Origin of the sequence: Pseudomonas fakonensis (assembly GCF_019139895.1) — a bacterium.
Lineage (GTDB): Bacteria > Pseudomonadota > Gammaproteobacteria > Pseudomonadales > Pseudomonadaceae > Aquipseudomonas > Aquipseudomonas fakonensis.
Genome location: NZ_CP077076.1, coordinates 4805450 through 4825840, shown reverse-complemented (window position 1 = coordinate 4825840; position 20391 = coordinate 4805450). Strand labels below are relative to the sequence as shown.

The 20391-nt window shown below is 65.8% G+C and carries 17 protein-coding genes and 1 pseudogene; 9 read left to right on the top strand and 9 right to left on the bottom strand.

The genetic code is table 11. The features are described from left to right. Window positions 1-86 precede the first annotated feature (86 nt). Window positions 87-1263, top strand: a pseudogene (locus KSS94_RS27430) (integrase core domain-containing protein). 911 nt (window positions 1264-2174) lie between these two features. Beyond that, a complete protein-coding gene (locus KSS94_RS21270) occupies window positions 2175-3281 on the top strand; it encodes an NADH:flavin oxidoreductase/NADH oxidase (protein WP_217840030.1) in 1107 nt (368 codons plus the stop codon). 1 nt (window position 3282) lies between these two features. Here KSS94_RS21270 and KSS94_RS21265 read toward each other — a convergent pair whose 3' ends face one another. The 9 genes from KSS94_RS21265 to KSS94_RS21225 all read right to left on the bottom strand — a co-directional run bounded on the left by KSS94_RS21265 (window position 3283) and on the right by KSS94_RS21225 (window position 12063). Next, window positions 3283-3615: a type II toxin-antitoxin system HicB family antitoxin gene (locus tag KSS94_RS21265; protein WP_217840029.1), complete on the bottom strand. Its 333-nt coding sequence runs from the start codon at window positions 3613-3615 to the stop codon at window positions 3283-3285. Then, on the bottom strand, window positions 3612-3866 hold the full coding sequence (locus KSS94_RS21260; RefSeq protein ID WP_217840028.1) for a type II toxin-antitoxin system HicA family toxin: 255 nt from the start codon (window positions 3864-3866) through the stop codon (window positions 3612-3614). Before KSS94_RS21260 ends, KSS94_RS21265 begins: the two co-directional genes overlap by 4 nt. A 143-nt stretch (window positions 3867-4009) precedes the next feature. After that, window positions 4010-5434, bottom strand: a complete 1425-nt coding sequence (locus KSS94_RS21255) for a gamma-aminobutyraldehyde dehydrogenase (RefSeq protein ID WP_217840027.1) — start codon at window positions 5432-5434, stop codon at window positions 4010-4012. A 17-nt stretch (window positions 5435-5451) separates the two neighbouring features. Beyond that, on the bottom strand, window positions 5452-6258 hold the full coding sequence (locus KSS94_RS21250; RefSeq protein ID WP_217840026.1) for an ABC transporter permease: 807 nt from the start codon (window positions 6256-6258) through the stop codon (window positions 5452-5454). Continuing rightward, a complete protein-coding gene (locus KSS94_RS21245; protein ID WP_217840025.1) occupies window positions 6248-7198 on the bottom strand; it encodes an ABC transporter permease in 951 nt (316 codons plus the stop codon). The genes KSS94_RS21250 and KSS94_RS21245 overlap by 11 nt, the downstream gene beginning before the upstream one ends. Beyond that, the gene (locus KSS94_RS21240) at window positions 7195-8220 is read right to left on the bottom strand and encodes an ABC transporter ATP-binding protein (RefSeq protein WP_217840024.1); all 1026 of its coding nucleotides are present in this window, start codon (window positions 8218-8220) and stop codon (window positions 7195-7197) included. Before KSS94_RS21240 ends, KSS94_RS21245 begins: the two co-directional genes overlap by 4 nt. 143 nt (window positions 8221-8363) lie before the next feature. Further along, window positions 8364-9503, bottom strand: coding sequence for a putative ABC transporter substrate-binding protein YdcS (ydcS, locus tag KSS94_RS21235; protein ID WP_217840023.1), 1140 nt, complete (start codon window positions 9501-9503; stop codon window positions 8364-8366). 84 nt (window positions 9504-9587) lie between these two features. Beyond that, window positions 9588-11048, bottom strand: coding sequence for a gamma-aminobutyraldehyde dehydrogenase (locus tag KSS94_RS21230; protein WP_217840022.1), 1461 nt, complete (start codon window positions 11046-11048; stop codon window positions 9588-9590). Between the two features lie 100 nt (window positions 11049-11148). Beyond that, complete coding sequence (locus KSS94_RS21225) at window positions 11149-12063, bottom strand: LysR family transcriptional regulator (RefSeq protein WP_217840021.1); 915 nt, start codon at window positions 12061-12063, stop codon at window positions 11149-11151. A 153-nt stretch (window positions 12064-12216) separates the two neighbouring features. Here KSS94_RS21225 and KSS94_RS21220 point away from each other — a divergent pair, with 153 nt between their 5' ends. From KSS94_RS21220 to KSS94_RS21190, 7 genes are all read left to right on the top strand, one after another. Next, window positions 12217-12900 (top strand): tellurite resistance TerB family protein, encoded by a 684-nt coding sequence (locus tag KSS94_RS21220; protein WP_217840020.1) that lies wholly within the window; start codon window positions 12217-12219, stop codon window positions 12898-12900. 128 nt (window positions 12901-13028) lie between these two features. Further along, window positions 13029-14651 (top strand): methyl-accepting chemotaxis protein, encoded by a 1623-nt coding sequence (locus KSS94_RS21215; protein ID WP_217840019.1) that lies wholly within the window; start codon window positions 13029-13031, stop codon window positions 14649-14651. 5 nt (window positions 14652-14656) lie between these two features. Beyond that, window positions 14657-15178: a chemotaxis protein CheW gene (locus KSS94_RS21210; protein WP_217840018.1), complete on the top strand. Its 522-nt coding sequence runs from the start codon at window positions 14657-14659 to the stop codon at window positions 15176-15178. Next, window positions 15175-16416, top strand: a complete 1242-nt coding sequence (locus KSS94_RS21205) for a CheR family methyltransferase (RefSeq protein ID WP_217840017.1) — start codon at window positions 15175-15177, stop codon at window positions 16414-16416. The genes KSS94_RS21210 and KSS94_RS21205 overlap by 4 nt, the downstream gene beginning before the upstream one ends. Beyond that, a complete protein-coding gene (locus tag KSS94_RS21200; RefSeq protein ID WP_217840016.1) occupies window positions 16413-17081 on the top strand; it encodes a chemotaxis protein CheW in 669 nt (222 codons plus the stop codon). Before KSS94_RS21205 ends, KSS94_RS21200 begins: the two co-directional genes overlap by 4 nt. Further along, complete coding sequence (locus KSS94_RS21195) at window positions 17078-19366, top strand: hybrid sensor histidine kinase/response regulator (RefSeq protein WP_217840015.1); 2289 nt, start codon at window positions 17078-17080, stop codon at window positions 19364-19366. The genes KSS94_RS21200 and KSS94_RS21195 overlap by 4 nt, the downstream gene beginning before the upstream one ends. Next, window positions 19363-20376, top strand: a complete 1014-nt coding sequence (locus KSS94_RS21190; protein WP_217840014.1) for a chemotaxis response regulator protein-glutamate methylesterase — start codon at window positions 19363-19365, stop codon at window positions 20374-20376. Before KSS94_RS21195 ends, KSS94_RS21190 begins: the two co-directional genes overlap by 4 nt. The last annotated feature ends 15 nt before the right edge of the window (window positions 20377-20391 follow it).

Below are 20391 nucleotides of genomic sequence, written 5' to 3'. Positions count from 1 at the left end.
TGACTCACCCACATAGGTGACAAATCAGTTCACGCACATAGGTAACAGTTTTTAACTGGCATGGTCGGTTTTTCGAGGGTCTGACCATGCCTTGGCGAGAGCTGAAACCTATGGACATGAAATTGCTTTTCATCGCGGACTATCTCCATGGGGCGCCTAGCTTCAGCGCCCTTTGCGAGGCCTACGAGATCAGTCGAAAGACCGGTTACAAATGGGTAGAGCGTTACGAGAACGATGGTCCGCCAGGCTTGGAGGAACGCAGCCGTCGTCGGCTGACGCAAGATTGGGTTGCGCCCGTCGCCGTTCGTGAGGCCATCATCGAATTGCGTGGTCAGGGCCAGACGGAGCCTGGCCCCAAGAAAATCAGGCAGCTTTACAGGAGCGTTTTCCTGACGAGGCGCCCCCTTCCAAGACAACGATCTACAACATCCTCAAGAAGGCCGAGCTGATCAAGCCGCGACGCCTGCGCCAGCGTGTGGCGGTCTATCCCAAGCCGCTGGAAAAGCGGAGTCGCCCAATCAGCTATTCAGTGCGGACTACAAAGGCCAGTTTCTGACAGGCGCTGGGGTCTGGTGCTATCCGTTGACGATCATGGATCACGCCAGTCGTTTCTTGCTTGCGTGCCACAGTATGGCCAACACGAACTTCCTGGAGACACAGGCTGTGTTCACTGAGGTCTTTCGCGAGAACGGGCTACCTGAACGTATCCGAACCGATAACGGCGTGCCGTTTGCCAGCAAAGGGCGTGCGGGGCTCTCCCAGCTGTCCATTTGGTGGCTGCGCCTGGGCATTATTCCTGAACGTATTGCGCCTGGCAGACCGGAGCAAAATGGTCGGCACGAGCGTATGCACCGAACACTCAAAAGTACGCTTCCGTCACCTCCCGCAGTGGCTTGGGAGGCTCAACAACGGCACTTCGACCGCTTCCGGCAGCACTACAATTACGAGCGGCTCCACGAAGCACTGAAGCAGAAAACACCAGCGTCCTGCTATCAGCCTTCGCCACGCCCGTTCCCGGAAAAACTACCTGAAATGACTTACCCCAGTCATATCGAGAGTCTGCCAGCTGATCGAAGTGGCATCGTCAACCGTCGGGGTTTGAGGATCTACGTAGGTTACGTGCTCAAGCATCAGACCATTGGGCTGGAGCAGGTCGGGGATGGGGTGTGGGATGTTATTTTCGGCCCAATCATTCTCGGCAGGATCGATGAGCGAGATGCCGATGATGGTTATGTAACACTTCAGGTGTTGTCACCTATGTGAGTGAACTTTTGTGTAACCCATGTGGGTGGCCCGTACAGCGCTCCATTCATCCGGCCCCTGCGCTGCGCTCCGGGGTCCCCTCACTCCGGGCTTGCTCCGGGGGTACGCGCCGACGGGCCGTCCCTGGCCCGATCGGCGCTCGACCGGCATCCATGCCGGTCGCCCCCCTACGCAATCCCTGCGTTCGGCCTCCTGAAGTCGCGAAGTTAGGGGCGGCGCCTGTGAGTACGCAGCTCGGTCGCTAGTTGCCACCGTGGGAACTCAGGATTTAATCGCGGGGCAAGCCCGCTCCCACGTGGTTCAGCGTGCGCAGTTCTAACGTGGGAGCGGGCTTGCCCCGCGATGGCGTTAGAAAAAACAAAACATCAATAACAATCAAACCAACATCCCAGCTCTTGATCTGGCTCTTGATCTGGCTCTTGATCTTGCTTCTAAGCGCACGGTAGTTCAGACAACACAAATCGCGACTTCAGGAGGCCGAGCGTAGGGATTGTGTAGGAGGGCGACCGGCATGGATGCCGGTCGAGCGCCGATCGGGCCAGGGACGGCCCGTCGGCGCGTACCTCCGGAGCAAGCCCGGAGCGAGGGAACCCCGCCGCGGGCGGGGCTGATGATGGGAGCCAGCGTTTTTTGGTTACTTTTTGTCGCGTTTGACAAAAAGTGACCCGCCGTAAGGGCGGAAAGGTGACGAAAAGCGAATATCGTCAATGAATGCGCATACATCTCCCAAAGCAATCACCATAAGCCCTGAACCCGAACCCGAACCCGAACCCGAACCCGAACCCGAACCCGAACCCCAAAAATCCGAACCCCACCCCATGGTCTAGTCTCAATCAAACCGGTACCGGCCCCACCCCAACAACGAACCCCGGACCGGAACAAACCATTTGGAGTCCCTGGGAGGTGCCCTCATGAGCCTGTTGCTTGAGCCCTACACCCTGCGTCAGCTGACCCTGCCCAACCGCATCGCCGTCTCCCCCATGTGCCAGTACTCCTCCGTCGACGGCCTGGCCAACGACTGGCACCTCGTGCACCTGGGCAGCCGCGCCGTCGGCGGCGCTGGCCTGGTGATCACCGAAGCCGTGGCCGTCACCGCCGATGGTCGCATCACCGCCGAAGACCTCGGCCTGTGGACCGACGAGCAGATCGCCCCGCTGCAACGCATCACCCGCTTCATCACCGCCCAAGGCGCTGTGCCCGGCATTCAGCTCGCCCACGCCGGGCGCAAGGCCAGCACCCATCGCCCCTGGCTCGGCAAGCACGGCAGCGTCAAGGCCGAAGACGGTGGCTGGCAACCGGTGGGGCCATCGAAGATCGCCTTCGACCCCGAACACACCGTGCCTCGTGAGTTGAGCCAGGACGACATCAAGAACATCATTGCCGCGTTCGTGGCCGCCACCGAACGTGCCCTGCAAGCCGGCTTCAAGGTGGTCGAGATCCACGCCGCCCACGGCTACCTGCTGCACCAGTTCCTCTCGCCGCTGAGCAACCAGCGCCGCGACGACTACGGCAGCTGCTTCGAAAACCGCATTCGCCTGACCCTGCAGGTCACCGAAGCGGTACGCAAGGTATGGCCCAAGGAGCTACCGCTGTTCGTGCGGGTATCGGCCACCGACTGGGTGGAAGACGGCTGGAACCCCGATGAAACCGTCGAGCTGGCCCGCCGCCTGCGGGTGCTGGGGGTGGACCTGATCGACGTGTCTTCCGGCGGCACCTCGGTCAACGCCGAGATCCCCACCGGCCCCGGCTACCAGACCCGGTTCGCCGAGCGTGTACGCAAGGAGTCGGAGATCGCCACCGGCACCGTCGGCATGATCACCGAACCGGCCCAGGCCGAGCACATCCTGCGCACCGGCCAGGCTGACGTGATTTTCCTCGCCCGCGAACTGCTTCGCGACCCGTACTGGCCGCTACATGCCGACGACGACCTGGGTGGCAACAAAGCCACCTGGCCTGCGCAGTACCAGCGCGCCACCAGCCGGGCCAACCCGATTCACGAGTCCGATTTGCGCGATTGACTCAGCGGCAAGCCGCCTGGAAGAGGATGTCGCTGACCCATTGATTGATGCTTTTCTGCGCCAGCTCGGCTTTGGCAGCCACGCTGGCGTGGAGGGTAGGTTCCAGGCGTAGGCTCAATTTTCCGGAATAGGCTTTCTGTGGCGCTCGGCCCAAGCGTTCACAGGTTTCCAGGTAATCGTCGACAGCTTCCTCGAAAGCATGCCGCAGCTCGCCGATGGACTCGCCATGGAAGCCGATCACGTCGTGGATACCCGCGACATGGCCAATCAGCAACTGGTCTTCGTCGCTGTATTCGATGCGGGCTGAATAGCCGCGGTAGTGCATGACATTCATGGTGTGACTCCTGCCTGCTCGAGGAACTGGCGAGCTCCCTTTACCTGGTACGGCTTGGCATGGCGATCCGGATGGGGGCGATGGAATGTCGCTACCGCACCGTTGAGCTCGAAGCGTACACGCGAGCCGCGACCTTCCACCGTTATGGCTCCAAGGGATACCAGTAACGACTCCAGGCGCTGCCAATCCAGTGTCTTGGGAACAGGCTTGCTGAAAATGAGTACGAGTGCAGCGCGTTGGTGATTATTCATGGTATCAGTCTGTGATACCAGAATAATCTGCTCAACCGTTTGCCCGTAGGAGGCTGGGGCCTTGGCAGGAAGGAAAAGTCATCGCGTTCAAGAGAGCAAAGCCGACCGGCTCAGAACGCCGGTCGGCCAAAGTCAAACAGACTTCAATGCTTGAACATCACATGCCGCACACAGGTGTAATCCTCCAGCCCATACATCGACATATCCTTGCCATACCCCGAATGCTTCTGCCCGCCGTGGGGCATTTCGCTGACCAGCATGAAGTGCGTGTTCACCCAGGTGCAGCCGTACTGCAGGCGCGCCGCCAGGCGGTGCGCGCGGCCGCTGTCGCGGGTCCATACCGATGAAGCCAGGCCGTAGTCGGAATCGTTGGCCCACTCCAGCGCCTGGGCCTCATCGGTGAAGCGGGTCACCGACACCACCGGGCCGAACACTTCGTGGCGGACGATTTCGTCATCCTGCTGAGCATCGGCCAGCACCGTGGGCTCGAAGAAGAAACCATCACCCGCAATTACCTTGCCGCCCGTTACCAGGCGAATGTGCGGCTGCTCGATGGCGCGCTGCACCAGCCCGGCCACCTTGTCGCGGTGCTGGGCGCTGATCAGCGGGCCCAGCTCGGTGCCTTCGGCCTCCTGCAGGCCGTGCTTGATGCTTGCCACTGCCTTGCCCAAGCGTTCGACGAACTGCTCGTAGATGCCGCTCTGCACATACAGCCGGCAGGCGGCGGTGCAATCCTGGCCGGCGTTGTAGAAGCCGAAGGTGCGGATGCCGTCGATGGCCGCGTCGATGTCGGCGTCGTCGAATACCAGCACCGGCGCCTTGCCGCCCAGCTCCATGTGCATGCGCTTCACGCTGTCGGCAGTGGCGCCGATGATGTGCGCGCCGGTGGGGATGGAGCCGGTCAGCGACACCATGCGCACCTTGGCGTGGGTGACCAGCGGGTTACCCACGGTCTGGCCACGGCCGAACAAAATGTTCAGCACACCGGCCGGCACCAGGCCCTGCACCAGTTCGCCCAGGCGCAGGGCGGTCAGCGGGGTCAGCTCCGAGGGTTTGATCACCACGGTGTTGCCGGCAGCCAGGGCCGGGGCGATCTTCCACGCCAGCATCATCAGCGGGTAGTTCCACGGCGCGATGGACGCCACCACCCCCAGCGGGTCGCGGCGGATCATCGAGGTGTGGCCGGGCAGGTACTCGCCGGCCGCCGAGCCGCCCAGGCAGCGGGCTGCGCCGGCGAAATAGCGGAACACATCGGCGATGGCCGGGATCTCGTCGCCGAGTGCGGCCGTATAGGGCTTGCCGCAGTTCTGCGACTCCAGCCGGGCCAGCTCCTCGCCATGGGCCTCAATTACATCGGCAATGGCCAGCAGTGCGGCCGAGCGCTCCTTGGGCGTGGTTTGCGACCAGTCGTCGAAGGCTCTGTCTGCGGCGCGTACGGCAATATCGACCTGGGCCTCGGTGGCCTCGAGAATCTGCGCCAGGGCAGTGCCTCTGGCCGGGTCCAGCACGGTCCAGGCCGGGCCTTCACCGCTTACGAGATGGCCGTCGATCAGCATTCGGGTTTGCATCGGGGACTCCTCCTGGGTCATTTGCCGCTGCCCGCAACGCTTTCGCCGCCGCGGGTCAGGTAGTAGGCGCCGAGTATCGGCAGCATGGTCACCAGCATCACCAGCATGGCGACCACGTTGGTCACTGGCACGTCACGCGGGCGGCTGAGCTGGTTGAGCAGCCAGATCGGCAGGGTGCGTTCGTTGCCGGCGGTGAAGGTGGTGACGATGATTTCGTCGAACGACAACGCGAAGGCCAGCATGCCGCCGGCCAGCAGGGCCGAACCGAGGTTGGGCAGGATGATGTAGCGGAAGGTTTGCCAGCCATCGGCGCCCAGGTCCATGGAGGCTTCGATCAGGCTTTGCGAGGTGCGCCGCAGGCGGGCGATGACGTTGTTGTAGACGATCACCACGCAGAAGGTGGCATGGCCGACCACGATGGTGAACAGCCCGGGCTCGATGCCCAGGCTCTTGAACGCCGACAGCAGGGCGATACCGGTGATGATGCCGGGCAGGGCGATAGGCAGGATCAGCATCAACGAGATGCCTTCCTTGCCAAAAAAATCGCGCCGGTACAGCGCCGCCGAGGCCAGGGTGCCGAGCACCAGGGCGATCAGCGTGGCCAGGCACGCCACCTGCAGCGACAGCTTGATCGCCTCGAGCACGTCGGGGCGGGCGAAGGCCACGCTGAACCACTTCAGGGTGAAACCCTGAGGCGGGAAGCTGAACGCGGCGTCTTCGGTGTTGAAGGCGTACAACAGGATGATCAGGATCGGGAAGTGCAGGAACACCAGCCCGCCCCAGGCCGCCAGGCGCAGGCCCCATGAGGCTTTGTCAGAGTGCATCGAAGGCCCCCAGGCGTTTGACGATGGACAGGTACACGGCAATCAGCACGATCGGTACCAGGGTGAAGGCCGCCGCCATGGGCATGTTGCCGATAGCCCCTTGCTGGGCGTACACCATGCTGCCGATGAAGTAGCCGGGCGGGCCGACCAGCTGCGGCACGATGAAGTCGCCCAGGGTCAGCGAGAAGGTAAAGATCGAGCCCGCAGCGATGCCCGGCACCGACAGCGGCAGCACCACTTGCAGGAAGGTCTGCCCGGGCCGCGCGCCAAGGTCGGCGGAGGCTTGCAGCAACGACGGCGGCAGGCTCTCCAGCGAGGCCTGGATCGGCAGGATCATGAACGGCAGCCAGATGTACACGAACACCAGAAACCGCCCCAGGTGCGAGGTGGACAGCGTGCTGCCGCCCACCCCGGGGATGCCCAGCACCAGCTGCAGCACAGCGTCCAGGTGCAACTGCTGGACGAACCACTGGGCCACACCGCCTTTGGCCAGCAGCAGGGTCCAGGCGTAGGTCTTGACGATGTAGCTGGCCCACATCGGCATCATCACCGCGATGTAGAAGAACGCCTTGGTGCGCCCGCTGGTGTAGCGCGCCATGTAGTAGGCAATGGGGAAGGCCAGGGCGGCGCTGGCCAGCGACACGGCCACGGCCATGCTCAAGGTGCGCAGGATGATGTCGAAGTTCGACGGACTCAATAGCGCGGCGAAGTTGGCCAGGGTGAGCTCTGGCGACACCGTCATGGAGAAGTCGTCGAAGGTGTAGAACCCTTGCCACAACAGGTTCAGCAGCGAGCCCAGGTAGATCGCGCCAAACCACAGCAGCGGCGGGATCAGCAGCATCAGCAGGTACAGGTTGGGGCGCCGGTACAACAGGTTGCACAGGCGCCGCAGCGCCGAGGTGCCTGGTTGTTCGCCGGCGGCTTGCACGGCCAGGCTCATGGCTGGGTTTCCTGCAGTGCGGTCATCGCCTCACGCGGCCAGCTGGCGTGCACGCGCTGGCCGGCCTGCCAGGGGTGGGGCTGCTCTTGCCACTGATCGTTGGCTTGGCTGACCGCCAGTAGCTGGCCGCCGTCGAGCTTCAGTTCAAAGCGGGTGGCACTGCCCTGGTACTGGATATCGTGCAGCACGCCGGCCACCTGCACCTCATGGCTGGCCGGCTGGCCGCCCAGGCTGATGTGCTCGGGGCGGATCGAGAACGGCTGCGGGCTGCCGCTGAGCTGTTGCGCCAGCTCGCCACGCAGCACGTTGGAGGTGCCGACGAACTCGGCCACGAAGGTGGTGGCCGGTTTCATGTACAGGTTGCGCGGGGTGTCCACCTGCTCGATGCGCCCGCGGTTGAACACTGCCACCCGGTCAGACATCGACAGCGCCTCGGTCTGGTCGTGGGTGACGAAAATGAAGGTGATGCCCAGTTGGCGCTGGAGCTTTTTCAGCTCGCCCTGCATCTGCTCGCGCAGCTTCAGGTCGAGGGCGCCGAGGGGTTCGTCGAGCAGCAGCACCCGCGGACGGTTGACCAGCGCCCGGGCCAGGGCCACGCGCTGGCGCTGCCCGCCGGACAACTGCGCCGGCTTGCGCGCGCCGTAGTCACCCAGGGCGACCATGGCCAGCGCCTCGTCGGCGCGGGCATGGCGCTCGGCCTTGGCCACGCCCTTTACCTTCAGGCCATAGGCGACGTTGTCGCGCACGTTCATGTGCGGGAACAGCGCGTAGTCCTGGAACACCGTGTTGACGTCGCGCTGGTACGGCGGCAGGCCGGCGGCCTCGCTGCCGTGGATGCGGATCGAGCCGCTGCTGGGCTGCTCGAAGCCGGCGATCAGGCGCAGGCAGGTGGTCTTGCCCGACCCCGAAGGGCCGAGCATGGAGAAGAATTCGCCATCGTGGATGTCGATGCTGACCTGGTCGACTGCCTTGACCTCGCCGAAGGTGCGGCAAACCTGGGTGAACTGGACTGCTGGGGGCATGGTACGGCTCCGGCTGGGACAGATCTCTGTGGGAGCGGGTTTACCCGCGAACACCGGCCGTCAGGCCGGTGCCATGCACCGCGTTGCATGCTTCGCGGGTGAACCCGCTCCCACAGGGGGCGCGGTACGCTTGGTGAGGGGGGTTATCGCCCACCCATGATCGCGATGTAATCCTGGGTCCAGCGGCTGTAGGGCACGAACTTGCCGCCCTCGGCCTGCGGGGTCTTCCAGAAGGCGATCTTGTCGAAGTTGTCGAAGCCGTTGGTCTTGCAGCCCTCGGCCCCCAGCAGCTCGCTGCCGGTACAGGCTGCCGGCACCGCCGGCAACGAGCCGAACCAGGCGGCCACGTCACCCTGCACCTTCGGTTGCAGCGACCAGTCCATCCACTGGTAGGCGCAGTTGGGGTGCTTGGCTTCGGCATGCAGCATGGTGGTGTCGGCCCAGCCAGTGGCGCCTTCCTTCGGCACCACCGAGGCTACCGGCTGCTTGTCGGCCTGCAGCCCGTTGACCATGTAGCCCCACGAACTGGTGGCTGCCACGCCTTCGTTCTTCACGTCGCTCATCTGCACCGTCGCGTCATGCCAGTAGCGGTGGATCAGCGGTTGCTGCTGGCGCAGCAGGTCGAGCACCGCCTTGTATTGCACCTCGGTCAGCTCGTAGGGGCTCTGGATGCCCAGTTCGGGCTTGGCCGACTTCAAGTACAGCGCCGCATCGGCGATGTAGATCGGCCCGTCGTAGGCCTGCACGCGGCCCTTGTTGGGTTTGCCGTCGGGCAGGTTCTGCGGCTCGAACACCACGCTCCAACTGGTGGGCGGGGCCTTGAACACGTTGGTGTTGTACAGCAGCACGTTCGGGCCCCACTGGTAGGGCGTGCCGTACACCTGGTCCTTGACCACGTACCAGGCGCCGTTTTGCAGGCGCGGGTCGAGATTTTTCCAGTTGGGGATCAACGCCGTGTTGATCGGCTGCACGCGCTTGCCGGCCACCAGTCGCAGCGAGGCGTCGCCAGAGGCGGTGACCAGGTCGTAGCCGCCCTTGGTCATCAGGCTGACCATCTCGTCGGAGGTGGCGGCGGTCTTCACGTTGACCTTGCAGCCGGTCTGCTTCTCGAAGCCTGTCACCCAGTCGTAGGCCTTGTCGCTGTCACCGCGCTCGATGTAGCCGGGCCAGGCGATGATGTCCAGCTGCCCTTCGCCGGCGCCGAGCTTCTGCGGCAGCCCGGCGGCCTGCGCGCCGGCACTGGCCAGCAGGGCGCCGAGCAAAATGGTCTTGTGCACTGACATGATGTTCCCTCTTGTTCGCTGTTGTGGTCGGGGCAGTCGTCAAGCAAAGCGGTGAAGCCATCGTTGATTGCGTGTTGTGCGGGGTTACTCCAGGTGCTCGCCGTGGCGCGCCATGATGTGGCGCACCACGCTGTAGTCCTGCAGCGAGTCGCTGGACAAATCCTTGCCGTAGCCCGAGCGCTTCAGGCCGCCATGGGGCATTTCGCTGGCCAGCATGAAGTGGCTGTTGATCCAGGTGCAGCCGTATTGCAGGCGGTTGGCCACCTGCATGGCCTTGTCCAGGTTCTGTGTCCACACCGACGAGGCCAGGCCGTATTCGGAGTCATTGGCCCAGTCCACTGCCTGGGCCAGGCCCTCGAAGCGGGTCACCGTGACCACCGGGCCGAACACTTCGCGCTGGACGATCTCGTCGTGTTGCCGGCAGCCGGCCAGCAGCGTGGGTTGATAGTAGAAGCCGGGGCCGGAATGCACGGCGGCGCCGGTCACCCGTTCGATATGCGGCTGGCCCAGGGCGCGCTCGACGAAGCTGGCCACGCGGTCGCGCTGGCGCGGGGTGATCAGCGGGCCGATTTCGTTGTCGGCGTCGCGCTTGCCGGCAAAACGCAGCGAGGCGACAGCGGCGCCCAGCTCCTCGACCAGGCGGTCGTGGATGCCGGCCTGGGCGTAGATGCGGCAGGCGGCGGTGCAGTCCTGGCCTGCGTTGTAGTAGCCGTAGGCGCGCACGCCGGTCACCACTGCCTCAAGGTCGGCGTCGTTGCAGACGATCACCGGCGCCTTGCCGCCCAGCTCCAGGTGGGTGCGCTTGAGGGTGCGCGAGGCGGCCTGGAGGATCTTCTGCCCGGTGACGATATCGCCGGTCAGCGACACCATGCGCACCGCCGGGTGGCTCACCAGGTGGCTGCCAACGCTTTCGCCGCCGCCGCAGACGATGTTCAGCACGCCGGGCGGCAACAGCGCGTTGAGTGCCGGCGCCAGTGCCAGAATCGACAGCGGGGTGTGTTCGGAGGGTTTGAACACCAGGGTGTTGCCAGCCGCCAGGGCCGGGGCGATTTTCCAGGCGGCCATCATGATCGGGTAGTTCCACGGCGCGATGGAGGCCACCACCCCCAGCGGGTCGCGGCGCACCAGGCTGGTGTAGCCGGGCAGGTACTCGCCGGCCAGCTGGCCGGTCTGGCAGCGCACGGCGCCGGCGAAGAAGCGGAACACGTCGATGGCCGCTGTCAGGTCATCCTGGCGGGCCAGGTGCAGGGGCTTGCCGCAGTTCAGGGCTTCGAGGCGGGCCAGTTGTTCCTGCTGGCGCTGCAGGGCGTCGGCGATCTCCAGCAGCACGCCTGCGCGTTGTTGCGGGGTGGTGCGGGCCCAGCCAGCAAAGGCGCGCTGGGCGGCGGCGATGGCGGCCTCGACCTGCTCGACGCCAGCCTCGGCAATGCGCACCAGGGTTTCGCCGGTGGCCGGGTTGAGGATCGGTTCTGCCGGCCCGCAGCCTTCGACCAACTCGCCATCGATGAGCAACGCGGTGCACAGCGGGATGGGGGTACCAGGCATCGCAGGCTCACTTTGGCTGTTATTGGAGGTGTTGCCGTTGAGTCAGCCTAGAGCGCCCGGGGCCTGCCTACAAATTCGAAATAAAGAAGGTGGCCATCGATTAAATCGAATGCTTGCGCCCGCCGGCCGGTTGCTCCCGGGCCACGGTGAGGAACGGGTCCACCAGTGCCGGGCGCGCGGTGCCCCGGCGCCAGGCCAGGCCGACGTCGAGGGTCTGGTTGAGGTCGGCCAGCGGCCGGGCTTCGATGATGTCGCCTTCCAGCGACCAGGGGCGGTAGGTCATGTCTGGCTGGATCGACACCCCAAGCCCTGCCGCCACCAGGCTGCGCACCGCCTCGGTGGAGGCGGTGCGCAGGCTGACGTTGGCCTGCAGCCCGGCGCTGGCCCACATGCGCCGGGCGTTGTGCTCCATTTCGTCGACGTTCAGCTGAATCAAGGGCTGCTCGGCGACATCGGCCAGGCTGATGCTGTCCTGCTCCAGCAGCGGGTGCTGGGCCGGCAGCCACAGGCGGTGCGGCGAGTGGGTCAGTACTTCGGTCTGCAGCGCCATGCGGTCTTCGAGGTTGGACAAGATCAGTACCGCCACGTCGATTTCGCCGCTGACCAGCAGGTGCTCGATATAGGGCCGCTCGTCTTCCACCACCCGCAGCGCCACGTTGGGGTAGGCGCGCTGGAAGCGGGTCAGCAGGTCGGCCAGGTAATAACCGGCCACCAGGCTGGTGACGCCGATGGTCAACTGGCCCGACACCTGGTCGGTGCTCTGCTGCAGGCTGCGCTTGGCGTTGTCGACGGTGGCCAGAATCAGGTGCGCCTGGCGCAAGAACTGGTGGCCCTGGTGGGTCAGGGTCATGCCCTTGGCGTGGCGGTTGAACAGCAGCACGCCGATGTCCTGCTCCAATTGCTGGATGGCCAGAGTGAGGGTGGACTGCGAAATGAACACCGCCTGGGCGGCGGCAGAGATGGAGCCGGTCTCGGCGACGGCGATGAAGTGCCGGATCTGGCGCAGGGTCATCATGGGGCAGGCTTCTTATGAGTTTTATTGGCTGAGGCCAGCTTAGTTCGTTTTTATCGATGGCAGGCGCAACATCCGGAAGCATTTGTTCAGGTGGCTTACCTCGGGCGCCGTCCTACTCTGGTGGCCTCTTTTTCGCACCGTGGAGACGCAACCATGAACACCCGGGGTCTGCTCGACCAACTGCTCAAGTCCGGCCAGGTACTGCTCGGCAACCAAACCAGCAAGGGTGCTGGCAAATCCACCAGCGGCGGCCTCGGCGGCCTGCTCTCCGGTGCCGGCGGCGGCGCCCTGGCGGCCGGTGCCATGGGCCTGCTGATGGGCAACAAGAAGGCCCGCAAGTACGGCGGCAAGGTGCTCACCTACGGTGGCCTGGCCGCCCTTGGCGTGCTGGCCTACAAGGCCTACGGCAACTGGCAGGCCCGCCAGGGCGCCGGCAACCACGAGCCGCAGACCCTCGACCGCCTGCCGCCGGCCCAGGCCGAGCAGCACAGCCAGGCGGTACTGCGCGCACTGGTGGCGGCGGCCAAGTCCGACGGCCATATCGACGAGCGCGAGCGGGCCTTGATCGAGGGCGAGTTCACCCGCCTGGACAGCGACCGCGAACTGCAGCACTGGCTGCATGCCGAGCTGAACAAGCCGCTGGATCCGGCCGAGGTGGCGCGCGCCGCGCAAACCCCGGAAATGGCCGCCGAGATGTACCTGGCCAGCGTGATGATGGTCGACCAGGAGAACTTCATGGAGCGTGCCTACCTGGACGAACTGGCCCGCCAGCTGCGCCTGGACCCGGCGCTGCGCCAGGAACTGGAGAACCAGGTTCGGCTTGCCGCCGGTCAATGAAATGGCATTTGGCCAGTTCGCGGGGCAACTGAGCCCGAATACAGCAGCATTCAGCCGCAAAAGCGTAGGAAGCCTGGGCTATACTTCGGCGATTTTTCCCGCTTGTGACGAATTCCTGAGGGCTGAATGTGAAGAACTGGACCTTGCGCCAACGGATCCTGGCAAGTTTCGCCGTGATCATCGCCATCATGTTGCTGATGATCGTGGCAGCCTACTCGAGGCTGCTGGCGATCGAGTCCAGTGAAGAAGCGGTAGGCTCCGACAGCATCCCCGGGGTCTACTACAGCTCGATGATCCGCAGCGCCTGGGTCGACAGTTATGTCACCAGCCAGCAGCTGGTGGGGCTGTCGAACCACCGCGAGATCACCTCGGCGGACCTTGAGCTGTTCAAGAGCTTCGACGAGCGCTTGAAAAAGCACATGGCCAGCTACCAGGGCACTATCCGCAGTGCCGACGACCAGGCAGCATTCGACCTCTTCACCCGCCAGGAAGAGGTCTACATCAAGCTGGTGGCCCAGGTTCTCGACGCCTACCGCAAGCATGACTACAGCGAAGCCCAGCGCCTGATTGCCGAGGTGCTGACCCCGGCCTGGAACGAGGGGCGCAGCCACCTGAACGGGGTGATCGAGCGCAACCGTGAATCAGCCGATGCCGCCACCAATGAAATCGTCAACGCCGTGGCCACCGCCAAGGTCAGCATGATGGTGTCGCTGGTGCTGGCGATCATCGCCGCCGGTGTGTGCGGCCTGCTGCTGATGCGCGCCATCACCGCGCCCATGCAGCGCATCGTCCACGCCCTCGATCGCCTGCGCTCGGGCGATTTGAGCATGCGCCTGAGCCTGGACCGCAAGGACGAGTTCGGTGCCATCGAAAGCGGCTTCAACGAAATGGCCGAGTCGCTGGCCGGCCTTGTGTCCCAGGCCCAGCGCTCGTCGGTGCAGGTGACCACCTCGGTGACCGAAATCGCCGCCACCTCCAAGCAGCAACAGGCTACCGCCACCGAAACCGCCGCCACCACCACCGAGATTGGCGCCACCTCCCGGGAAATCGCCGCCACCTCGCGCGACCTGGTGCGCACCATGACCGAAGTCACCAGCGCCGCCGACCAGGCCTCGAGCCTGGCAGGCTCCGGCCAGCAGGGCCTGGCGCGCATGGAGGAAACCATGCACCAGGTGATGGGCGCCGCCGAGCTGGTCAACGCCAAGCTGGGCATCCTCAACGAGAAGGCCGGCAACATCACCCAGATGGTGGTGACCATCGTCAAGGTGGCCGACCAGACCAACCTGCTGTCGCTCAACGCAGCCATCGAGGCGGAAAAGGCCGGCGAGTACGGCCGCGGCTTTGCCGTGGTGGCCACCGAAGTGCGCCGCCTGGCCGACCAGACCGCCGTGGCCACCTACGACATCGAGCAGATGGTGCGCGAGATCCAGTCGGCGGTGTCGGCCGGGGTGATGGGCATGGACAAGTTCTCCGAAGAGGTGCGCCGCGGCATGTTCGAGGTGCAGCAGGTGGGCGAGCAACTGAGCCAGATCATCCACCAGGTGCAGGCGCTGGCGCCGCGGGTGCTGATGGTCAACGAAGGCATGCAGGCCCAGGCCACCGGTGCCGAGCAGATCAACCAGGCCCTGGCCCAGCTCAGCGACGCCAGCACGCAGACGGTGGAGTCGCTGCGCCAGGCCAGTTTCGCCATCGATGAGCTGAGCCAGGTGGCGGCCGGCCTGCGCGGCGGTGTTTCGCGTTTCAAAGTCTGACGACCATGACCGACCTGCATCCGCGCGATGAGCGCACGGCCGCCGCCAAGGGCGTGCTCTACCTGCAGTTTCGCATTGGCCAGCAGCGCTTTGCGCTGGACGTGCGCGAGGTGATCGAAGTGTTGCCACGCCGCCCGCTCAAGCCGATCCCCCGGGCCCCGGCCTGGGTCGCCGGCATTCTGGCCCACCGCGGTGAGCTGGTGCCGGTGATCGACCTGTCGGCGCTGTGCTTCGCCACCCCGGCAGCGGCCCGCAGCAGCACCCGCCTGGTGCTGGTGCGTTACGACGGCGACCCGCTGCGCCCGGGCCTGCAACTGGGGCTGGTGCTCGAGCAGGCCACCGACACCCTGCGCTGCCAGCCCGAGGAGTTTCAGCCCTACGGGCTGGACAACGCCGAGGCGCCGTACCTGGGGCCGGTGCGCCAGGACGCCGCCGGGCTGTTGCAGCGCATTCGCGTGCAGGACCTGCTGCCCGAAGCCGTGCGCCCGTTGTTGTTCCCCGATGAGCCAGGGCAGGAGCGCGCATGAGCGAACAACGGTTCTTCCGCTTCTTGCAGGAGCGCATTGGCCTGGACGTGGAGTCGGTCGGCGTGGCCATGGTCGAGCGCGCCTTGCACCAGCGCAGTCAGGCCGTGCAGGCAACCGACCTGGACGACTACTGGCTGCGCCTGCGCCAGTCGGCGGCCGAGCAGCAGGCCCTGATCGAGGCGGTGATCGTCCCCGAGACCTGGTTCTTCCGTTACCCCGAATCCTTCGACGCCTTGCTGACCCTTGCCCGCAAGCGCCAGGCTGAGCTGGCCGGGGCGCGGCCGCTGCGCATCCTCAGCCTGCCGTGTTCCACCGGTGAGGAACCCTATTCGATCGCCATGGCTTTGCTTGACGGTGGCCTGTGCCCGGACAGCTTCCTGATCGACGCCATGGACATCAGCCCCAACTCGGTAGCCCGGGCGCAACAGGCCGAGTACGGCCGCAACTCGTTCCGTGGCAGCGACCTGGCGTTTCGCGACCGGCACTTCAGCGCCGAGGGTGAAGTTCACCGCCTGGATGAGCGGGTGCGCCGGCAGGTGAGCCTGCAGGCAGGCAATGTGCTGGACCCGGCGCTGAAAAGCCGTGACGGCCTGTACGACTTCGTGTTCTGCCGCAACCTGCTGATTTATTTCGACGTGCCGACCCAGCAGCGGGTGTTCGAGGTGCTAAAGCGCCTGACCCATGTCCAGGGCGTGCTGTTCATCGGCCCGGCCGAGGGCAGCCTGCTGGCGCGCCTGGGCATGCGCCCGGTGGGTATTGCCCAGTCGTTCGCTTATGTGCGCCAGGCCGACCCGGCACCCACGCCAGCTGAACAAGCCGAGCGCCCGCAACGCCAGCCTGCGCTGCCCAAGGTGGTGCCACTGGCGCCCCGGGCGCCGCGCCCGGCCAGCCCAGCGCCGCAACCCGCGCCGGCCCGTGAAAGCGAGGCGCAGTTGCTGGCGCTCATCGCCCAGGCCGCCAATGGTGGCGACAACCAGCAGGCTCGTGCCGGCTGCGAGCGCTACCTCAAGCAGTTCGCCCCCAAGGCGCAGGTGTACTACTGGCTGGGCCTGCTCAGCGACACCGAAGGCGATGCCACCCAGGCCATCGTCCACTACCGCAAGGCCCTGTACCTGGAGCCCCAACACCCCGAGACACTGATGCACCTGGCAGCGCTGCTGGCTGCACAAGGCGATGCGGCAGGCGCCCGGCGCTTGCAGGAGCGCGCGGCGCGGGCCGGTCGGGAGTCTGAACGATGAGCACAGGCCTGGACATGCAAGTGATTGCCCACCAAGACGAGGCCATCGACGACTGCTGGAACCGCATCGGCGTGCACGGCGACAAGCAATGCCCGCTGCTTGCGCGGCATATCCACTGCCGCAACTGCGAGGTGTACGCCTCTGCTGCCACGCGTTTGCTGGACCGCTACGCGCTGGTCGAAGACGACGTGCTGGCCGCTCCGATGGCTGCGCAGGAGCCTGCCACTGGCCGCTCAATGCTGCTGTTCCGCCTGGGTGAGGAATGGCTGGCACTGCCCACCGTTTGCCTGGCCGAGATCGCCCCGACGCAGCCGGTGCATTCGCTGCCGCACCAACGCTCGCGGGTGCTGCAGGGGGTGGCCAATGTGCGCGGTGCGCTGGTGCCGTGCCTGTCGCTGGCCGACCTGCTGGGAGTAGCGGGCGAGCCTGCCGGCGAGCGTAGCGGGCGCAACCTGCCGCGCATGCTGATACTGGCTGCCGAGGGCGGGCCGGTGGTGGTGCCGGTGGACGAGATCGACGGCATTCACCGGCTCGACCCTGCACACCTCGACCAAGGCCGCGACACCGCCCACTTCACCGCCGCCGTGCTGCAATGGCGCAACCGCAGCGTGCGGGTGCTGGATGAAGACCACTTATTGCAAGCCGTGAAGCGGAGCCTGTCATGACCCCCGAGCAAATGCGCGACGCTTCGCTGCTCGAGCTGTTCAGCCTGGAGGCCGAGGCGCAAACCCAGGTGCTCAGCGCAGGCCTGATGGCGTTGGAGCGCAACCCGGCGCAGCCCGACCAGCTCGAAGCCTGCATGCGCGCGGCCCACTCGCTCAAGGGCGCGGCGCGTATCGTCGGCATCGACGCCGGGGTCAGCGTCGCCCATGTGATGGAAGACTGCCTGGTGGCCGCCCAGGAAGGCCGCCTGCGGCTGCGCCCGGAGCATATCGATGCGCTGCTGCAGGGCACTGACCTGCTGATGCGCATCGCCACCCCCGGCGACCCGGGGGGCGAGGCTGCGGTGCCGGCGTTTCTGGCACAACTTGCAGGCCTGCTGGACCCGGCCGCCGCGCAGGCGCTGCCGGTGCCGGCCACCCCTGCACCGGCTGCACCTGTACTGCCCGAACCGCCTGTGGCCAGCGAACCGCTGCCTGAGCCTGCCGCCGAGCCCGAGCCGCACGCACCGCGCAAAGCCGGCAAGCGCACCGGCGAGAACGGCGAGCGGGTGTTGCGGGTTACCGCCGACCGCCTGAACAGCCTGCTCGACCTGTCGAGCAAATCCCTGGTCGAGACCCAGCGCCTGAAGCCCTACCTGGCCACCTTGCAGCGCCTCAAGCGCATGCACGGCCAGGGCATGCGCGCGCTGGACGGGCTCAAGGCCCAGCTCGAAGCCAGCGGGCAGAATGCCGAAGTGCTGCAAGCCCTGGCGCAAACCCAGCAACTGCTGGCCGAAACCCAACAGATTTTGCTGCAGCAGGCCACCGACCTCGACGAGTTCGGCTGGCAGGCCAGCCAGCGTGCGCAACTGCTGTACGACACCGCCCTGGCCTGCCGCATGCGCCCGTTCGCCGATGTGCTGAACGGGCAGAGCCGCATGGTCCGCGACCTTGGCCGCTCGCTGGGTAAACCCGTGCGCCTGGTGGTCGAGGGCGAGAAGACCCAGGTCGACCGCGATGTGCTGGAAAAGCTCGAAGCCCCGCTCACTCACCTTTTGCGCAACGCCGTCGACCATGGCATCGAGTCGCCCGAGCGGCGCCTGCTGGCCGGCAAGCCCGAGGAGGGCACCGTGCGCCTGCGCGCCTCGCACCAGGCCGGGCTGCTGGTGCTGGAACTGACCGACGACGGGGCCGGTATCGACCTGCAGCGCCTGAGCCGCAGCATCGTCGAGCGCGGCCTGTCGCCGGCCGACACCGTGGCGCAGATGAGCGAGGCGGAGCTGTTGAGCTTCCTGTTCCTGCCGGGCTTCAGCCTGCGCGACAAGGTCACCGAAGTGTCCGGCCGCGGGGTCGGGCTGGATGCGGTGCAGCACATGGTGCGCGAACTGCGCGGAGCCATCGAGCTGACCCAAGTGGCCGGGCAGGGCTGCTGCTTCCACCTCGAAGTGCCCTTGACCCTGTCGGTGGTGCGCAGCCTGGTGGTGGAGGAGGGCGGCGAGGCCTATGCCTTCCCCCTGGCGCATATCGAACGCACCCTGGATGTAGCGGCCGAGGATATCGTGCAGATCGAGGGGCGCCAGCATTTCTGGCACGAGGGTCGGCACATCGGCCTGGTGGCCGCCAGCCAGTTGCTCAACCGCCCGGCCACCCAGGATGAGGGGCACAGCCTGCGGGTGGTGGTGATCCGCGAGCGCGACCAGCTGTACGGTGTGGCCGTGCAGCGGCTGATCGGCGAGCGGGTGTTGGTGGTGATGCCGCTTGACCCGCGGTTGGGCAAGGTTCAGGACATCTCGTCCGGCGCATTGCTCGACGATGGCTCGGTGGTGCTGATCATCGACGTCGAAGACCTGCTGCGCTCGGTGGAGAAACTGCTCAGCACCGGCCGCCTGGAGCGCATCGAGCGCGGCGCCAGAAGTGGCCGTGGGGTGGCCCGCAAGCGCGTGCTGGTGGTGGACGACTCGCTGACCGTGCGCGAGCTGCAGCGCAAGCTGCTCGGCAACCGCGGCTACGACGTGGCGGTGGCGGTGGATGGCATGGACGGCTGGAACGCCCTGCGCAGCGATGACTTCGACCTGCTGATCACCGACATCGACATGCCGCGCATGGACGGTATCGAGCTGGTCACCCTGGTGCGTCGCGACCACCGCCTGCAATCGCTGCCGGTGATGGTGGTGTCGTACAAGGACCGCGAGGAAGACCGCCGGCGTGGACTGGATGCCGGCGCCGACTATTATCTGGCCAAGGCCAGCTTCCATGACGATGCGTTGCTGGATGCCGTCGAGGAGCTGATCGGAGGGGCCCAGGGATGAAGATCGCCATCGTCAACGACATGCCCATGGCTGTGGAGGCCCTGCGCCGGGCGCTGGCCTTCGAGCCTGCGCACCAGGTGGTGTGGGTGGCCAGCAATGGCGCCGAAGCCATTGCCCGCTGCGCCGAACAGACCCCCGACCTGATCCTGATGGACCTGATCATGCCGGTGATGGACGGCGTGGAGGCCACCCGGCGGATCATGGCCGAGACTCCCTGCGCCATCGTCATCGTCACCGTCGACCGCAAGCAGAACGTGCACCGGGTGTTCGAGGCCATGGGCCACGGCGCGCTGGATGTGGTCGACACCCCGGCCCTGGGCGCTGGTGACCCGCGCGAAGCAGCGGCGCCGCTGCTGCGCAAGATCCTCAACATTGCCTGGCTGATCGGTCAGCAGCGGCCCAGCGCGCCGCGCGCGGTGCCGGCGCCCGTGCGCGAAGCCGCGCAGCGCCAGGGCCTGGTGGCGATCGGCTCGTCCGCCGGCGGGCCGGCGGCGCTGGAGGTGCTGCTAAAGGGGCTGCCGCGAACCTTTCCGGCGGCCATCGTGCTGGTGCAGCACGTCGACCAGGTCTTTGCCGCCGGCATGGCCGAATGGCTGGCCTCGGCCAGTGGCCTGCCGGTGCGCCTGGCCCGTGAGGGCGAGCCGCCGCAGCCGGGCCAGGTGCTGCTGGCCGGCACCAACCACCATATCCGCCTGCTGCAGAACGGCCAGTTGGCCTACACTGCCGAACCCGTCAACGAGATCTACCGACCGTCGATCGACGTGTTCTTCGAAAGCGTGGCACGCTACTGGGCCGGTGAAGCGGTGGGCGTGTTGCTCACCGGCATGGGCCGCGATGGCGCCCAAGGTTTGAAGCTGATGCGCGAGCGCGGCTTTCTGACCATCGCCCAGGACCAACAGAGCAGTGCGGTGTACGGTATGCCCAAGGCTGCCGCAGCAATCAATGCGGCAGTGGAAATCCGTCCGTTGGAGCGTATCGCCGGGCGACTGATGGAAGTCTATTCGAAATGACTACTTGTAATGACT

What these genes read in the sequence shown, in the direction of transcription:
- KSS94_RS21250 (WP_217840026.1), bottom strand. Translation starts at nt 6,258, where the DNA reads ATGCACTCTGACAAAGCCTCATGGGGCCTGCGCCTGGCGGCCTGGGGC.
- KSS94_RS21270 (WP_217840030.1), top strand. Translation starts at nt 2,175, where the DNA reads ATGAGCCTGTTGCTTGAGCCCTACACCCTGCGTCAGCTGACCCTGCCC.
- KSS94_RS21205 (WP_217840017.1), top strand. Translation starts at nt 15,175, where the DNA reads ATGAGCGAACAACGGTTCTTCCGCTTCTTGCAGGAGCGCATTGGCCTG.
- KSS94_RS21190 (WP_217840014.1), top strand. Translation starts at nt 19,363, where the DNA reads ATGAAGATCGCCATCGTCAACGACATGCCCATGGCTGTGGAGGCCCTG.
- KSS94_RS21260 (WP_217840028.1), bottom strand. Translation starts at nt 3,866, where the DNA reads ATGAATAATCACCAACGCGCTGCACTCGTACTCATTTTCAGCAAGCCT.
- ydcS (WP_217840023.1), bottom strand. Translation starts at nt 9,503, where the DNA reads ATGTCAGTGCACAAGACCATTTTGCTCGGCGCCCTGCTGGCCAGTGCC.
- KSS94_RS21210 (WP_217840018.1), top strand. Translation starts at nt 14,657, where the DNA reads ATGACCGACCTGCATCCGCGCGATGAGCGCACGGCCGCCGCCAAGGGC.
- KSS94_RS21245 (WP_217840025.1), bottom strand. Translation starts at nt 7,198, where the DNA reads ATGAGCCTGGCCGTGCAAGCCGCCGGCGAACAACCAGGCACCTCGGCG.
- KSS94_RS21195 (WP_217840015.1), top strand. Translation starts at nt 17,078, where the DNA reads ATGACCCCCGAGCAAATGCGCGACGCTTCGCTGCTCGAGCTGTTCAGC.
- KSS94_RS21265 (WP_217840029.1), bottom strand. Translation starts at nt 3,615, where the DNA reads ATGAATGTCATGCACTACCGCGGCTATTCAGCCCGCATCGAATACAGC.
- KSS94_RS21240 (WP_217840024.1), bottom strand. Translation starts at nt 8,220, where the DNA reads ATGCCCCCAGCAGTCCAGTTCACCCAGGTTTGCCGCACCTTCGGCGAG.
- KSS94_RS21225 (WP_217840021.1), bottom strand. Translation starts at nt 12,063, where the DNA reads ATGATGACCCTGCGCCAGATCCGGCACTTCATCGCCGTCGCCGAGACC.
- KSS94_RS21255 (WP_217840027.1), bottom strand. Translation starts at nt 5,434, where the DNA reads ATGCAAACCCGAATGCTGATCGACGGCCATCTCGTAAGCGGTGAAGGC.
- KSS94_RS21220 (WP_217840020.1), top strand. Translation starts at nt 12,217, where the DNA reads ATGAACACCCGGGGTCTGCTCGACCAACTGCTCAAGTCCGGCCAGGTA.
- KSS94_RS21230 (WP_217840022.1), bottom strand. Translation starts at nt 11,048, where the DNA reads ATGCCTGGTACCCCCATCCCGCTGTGCACCGCGTTGCTCATCGATGGC.
- KSS94_RS21200 (WP_217840016.1), top strand. Translation starts at nt 16,413, where the DNA reads ATGAGCACAGGCCTGGACATGCAAGTGATTGCCCACCAAGACGAGGCC.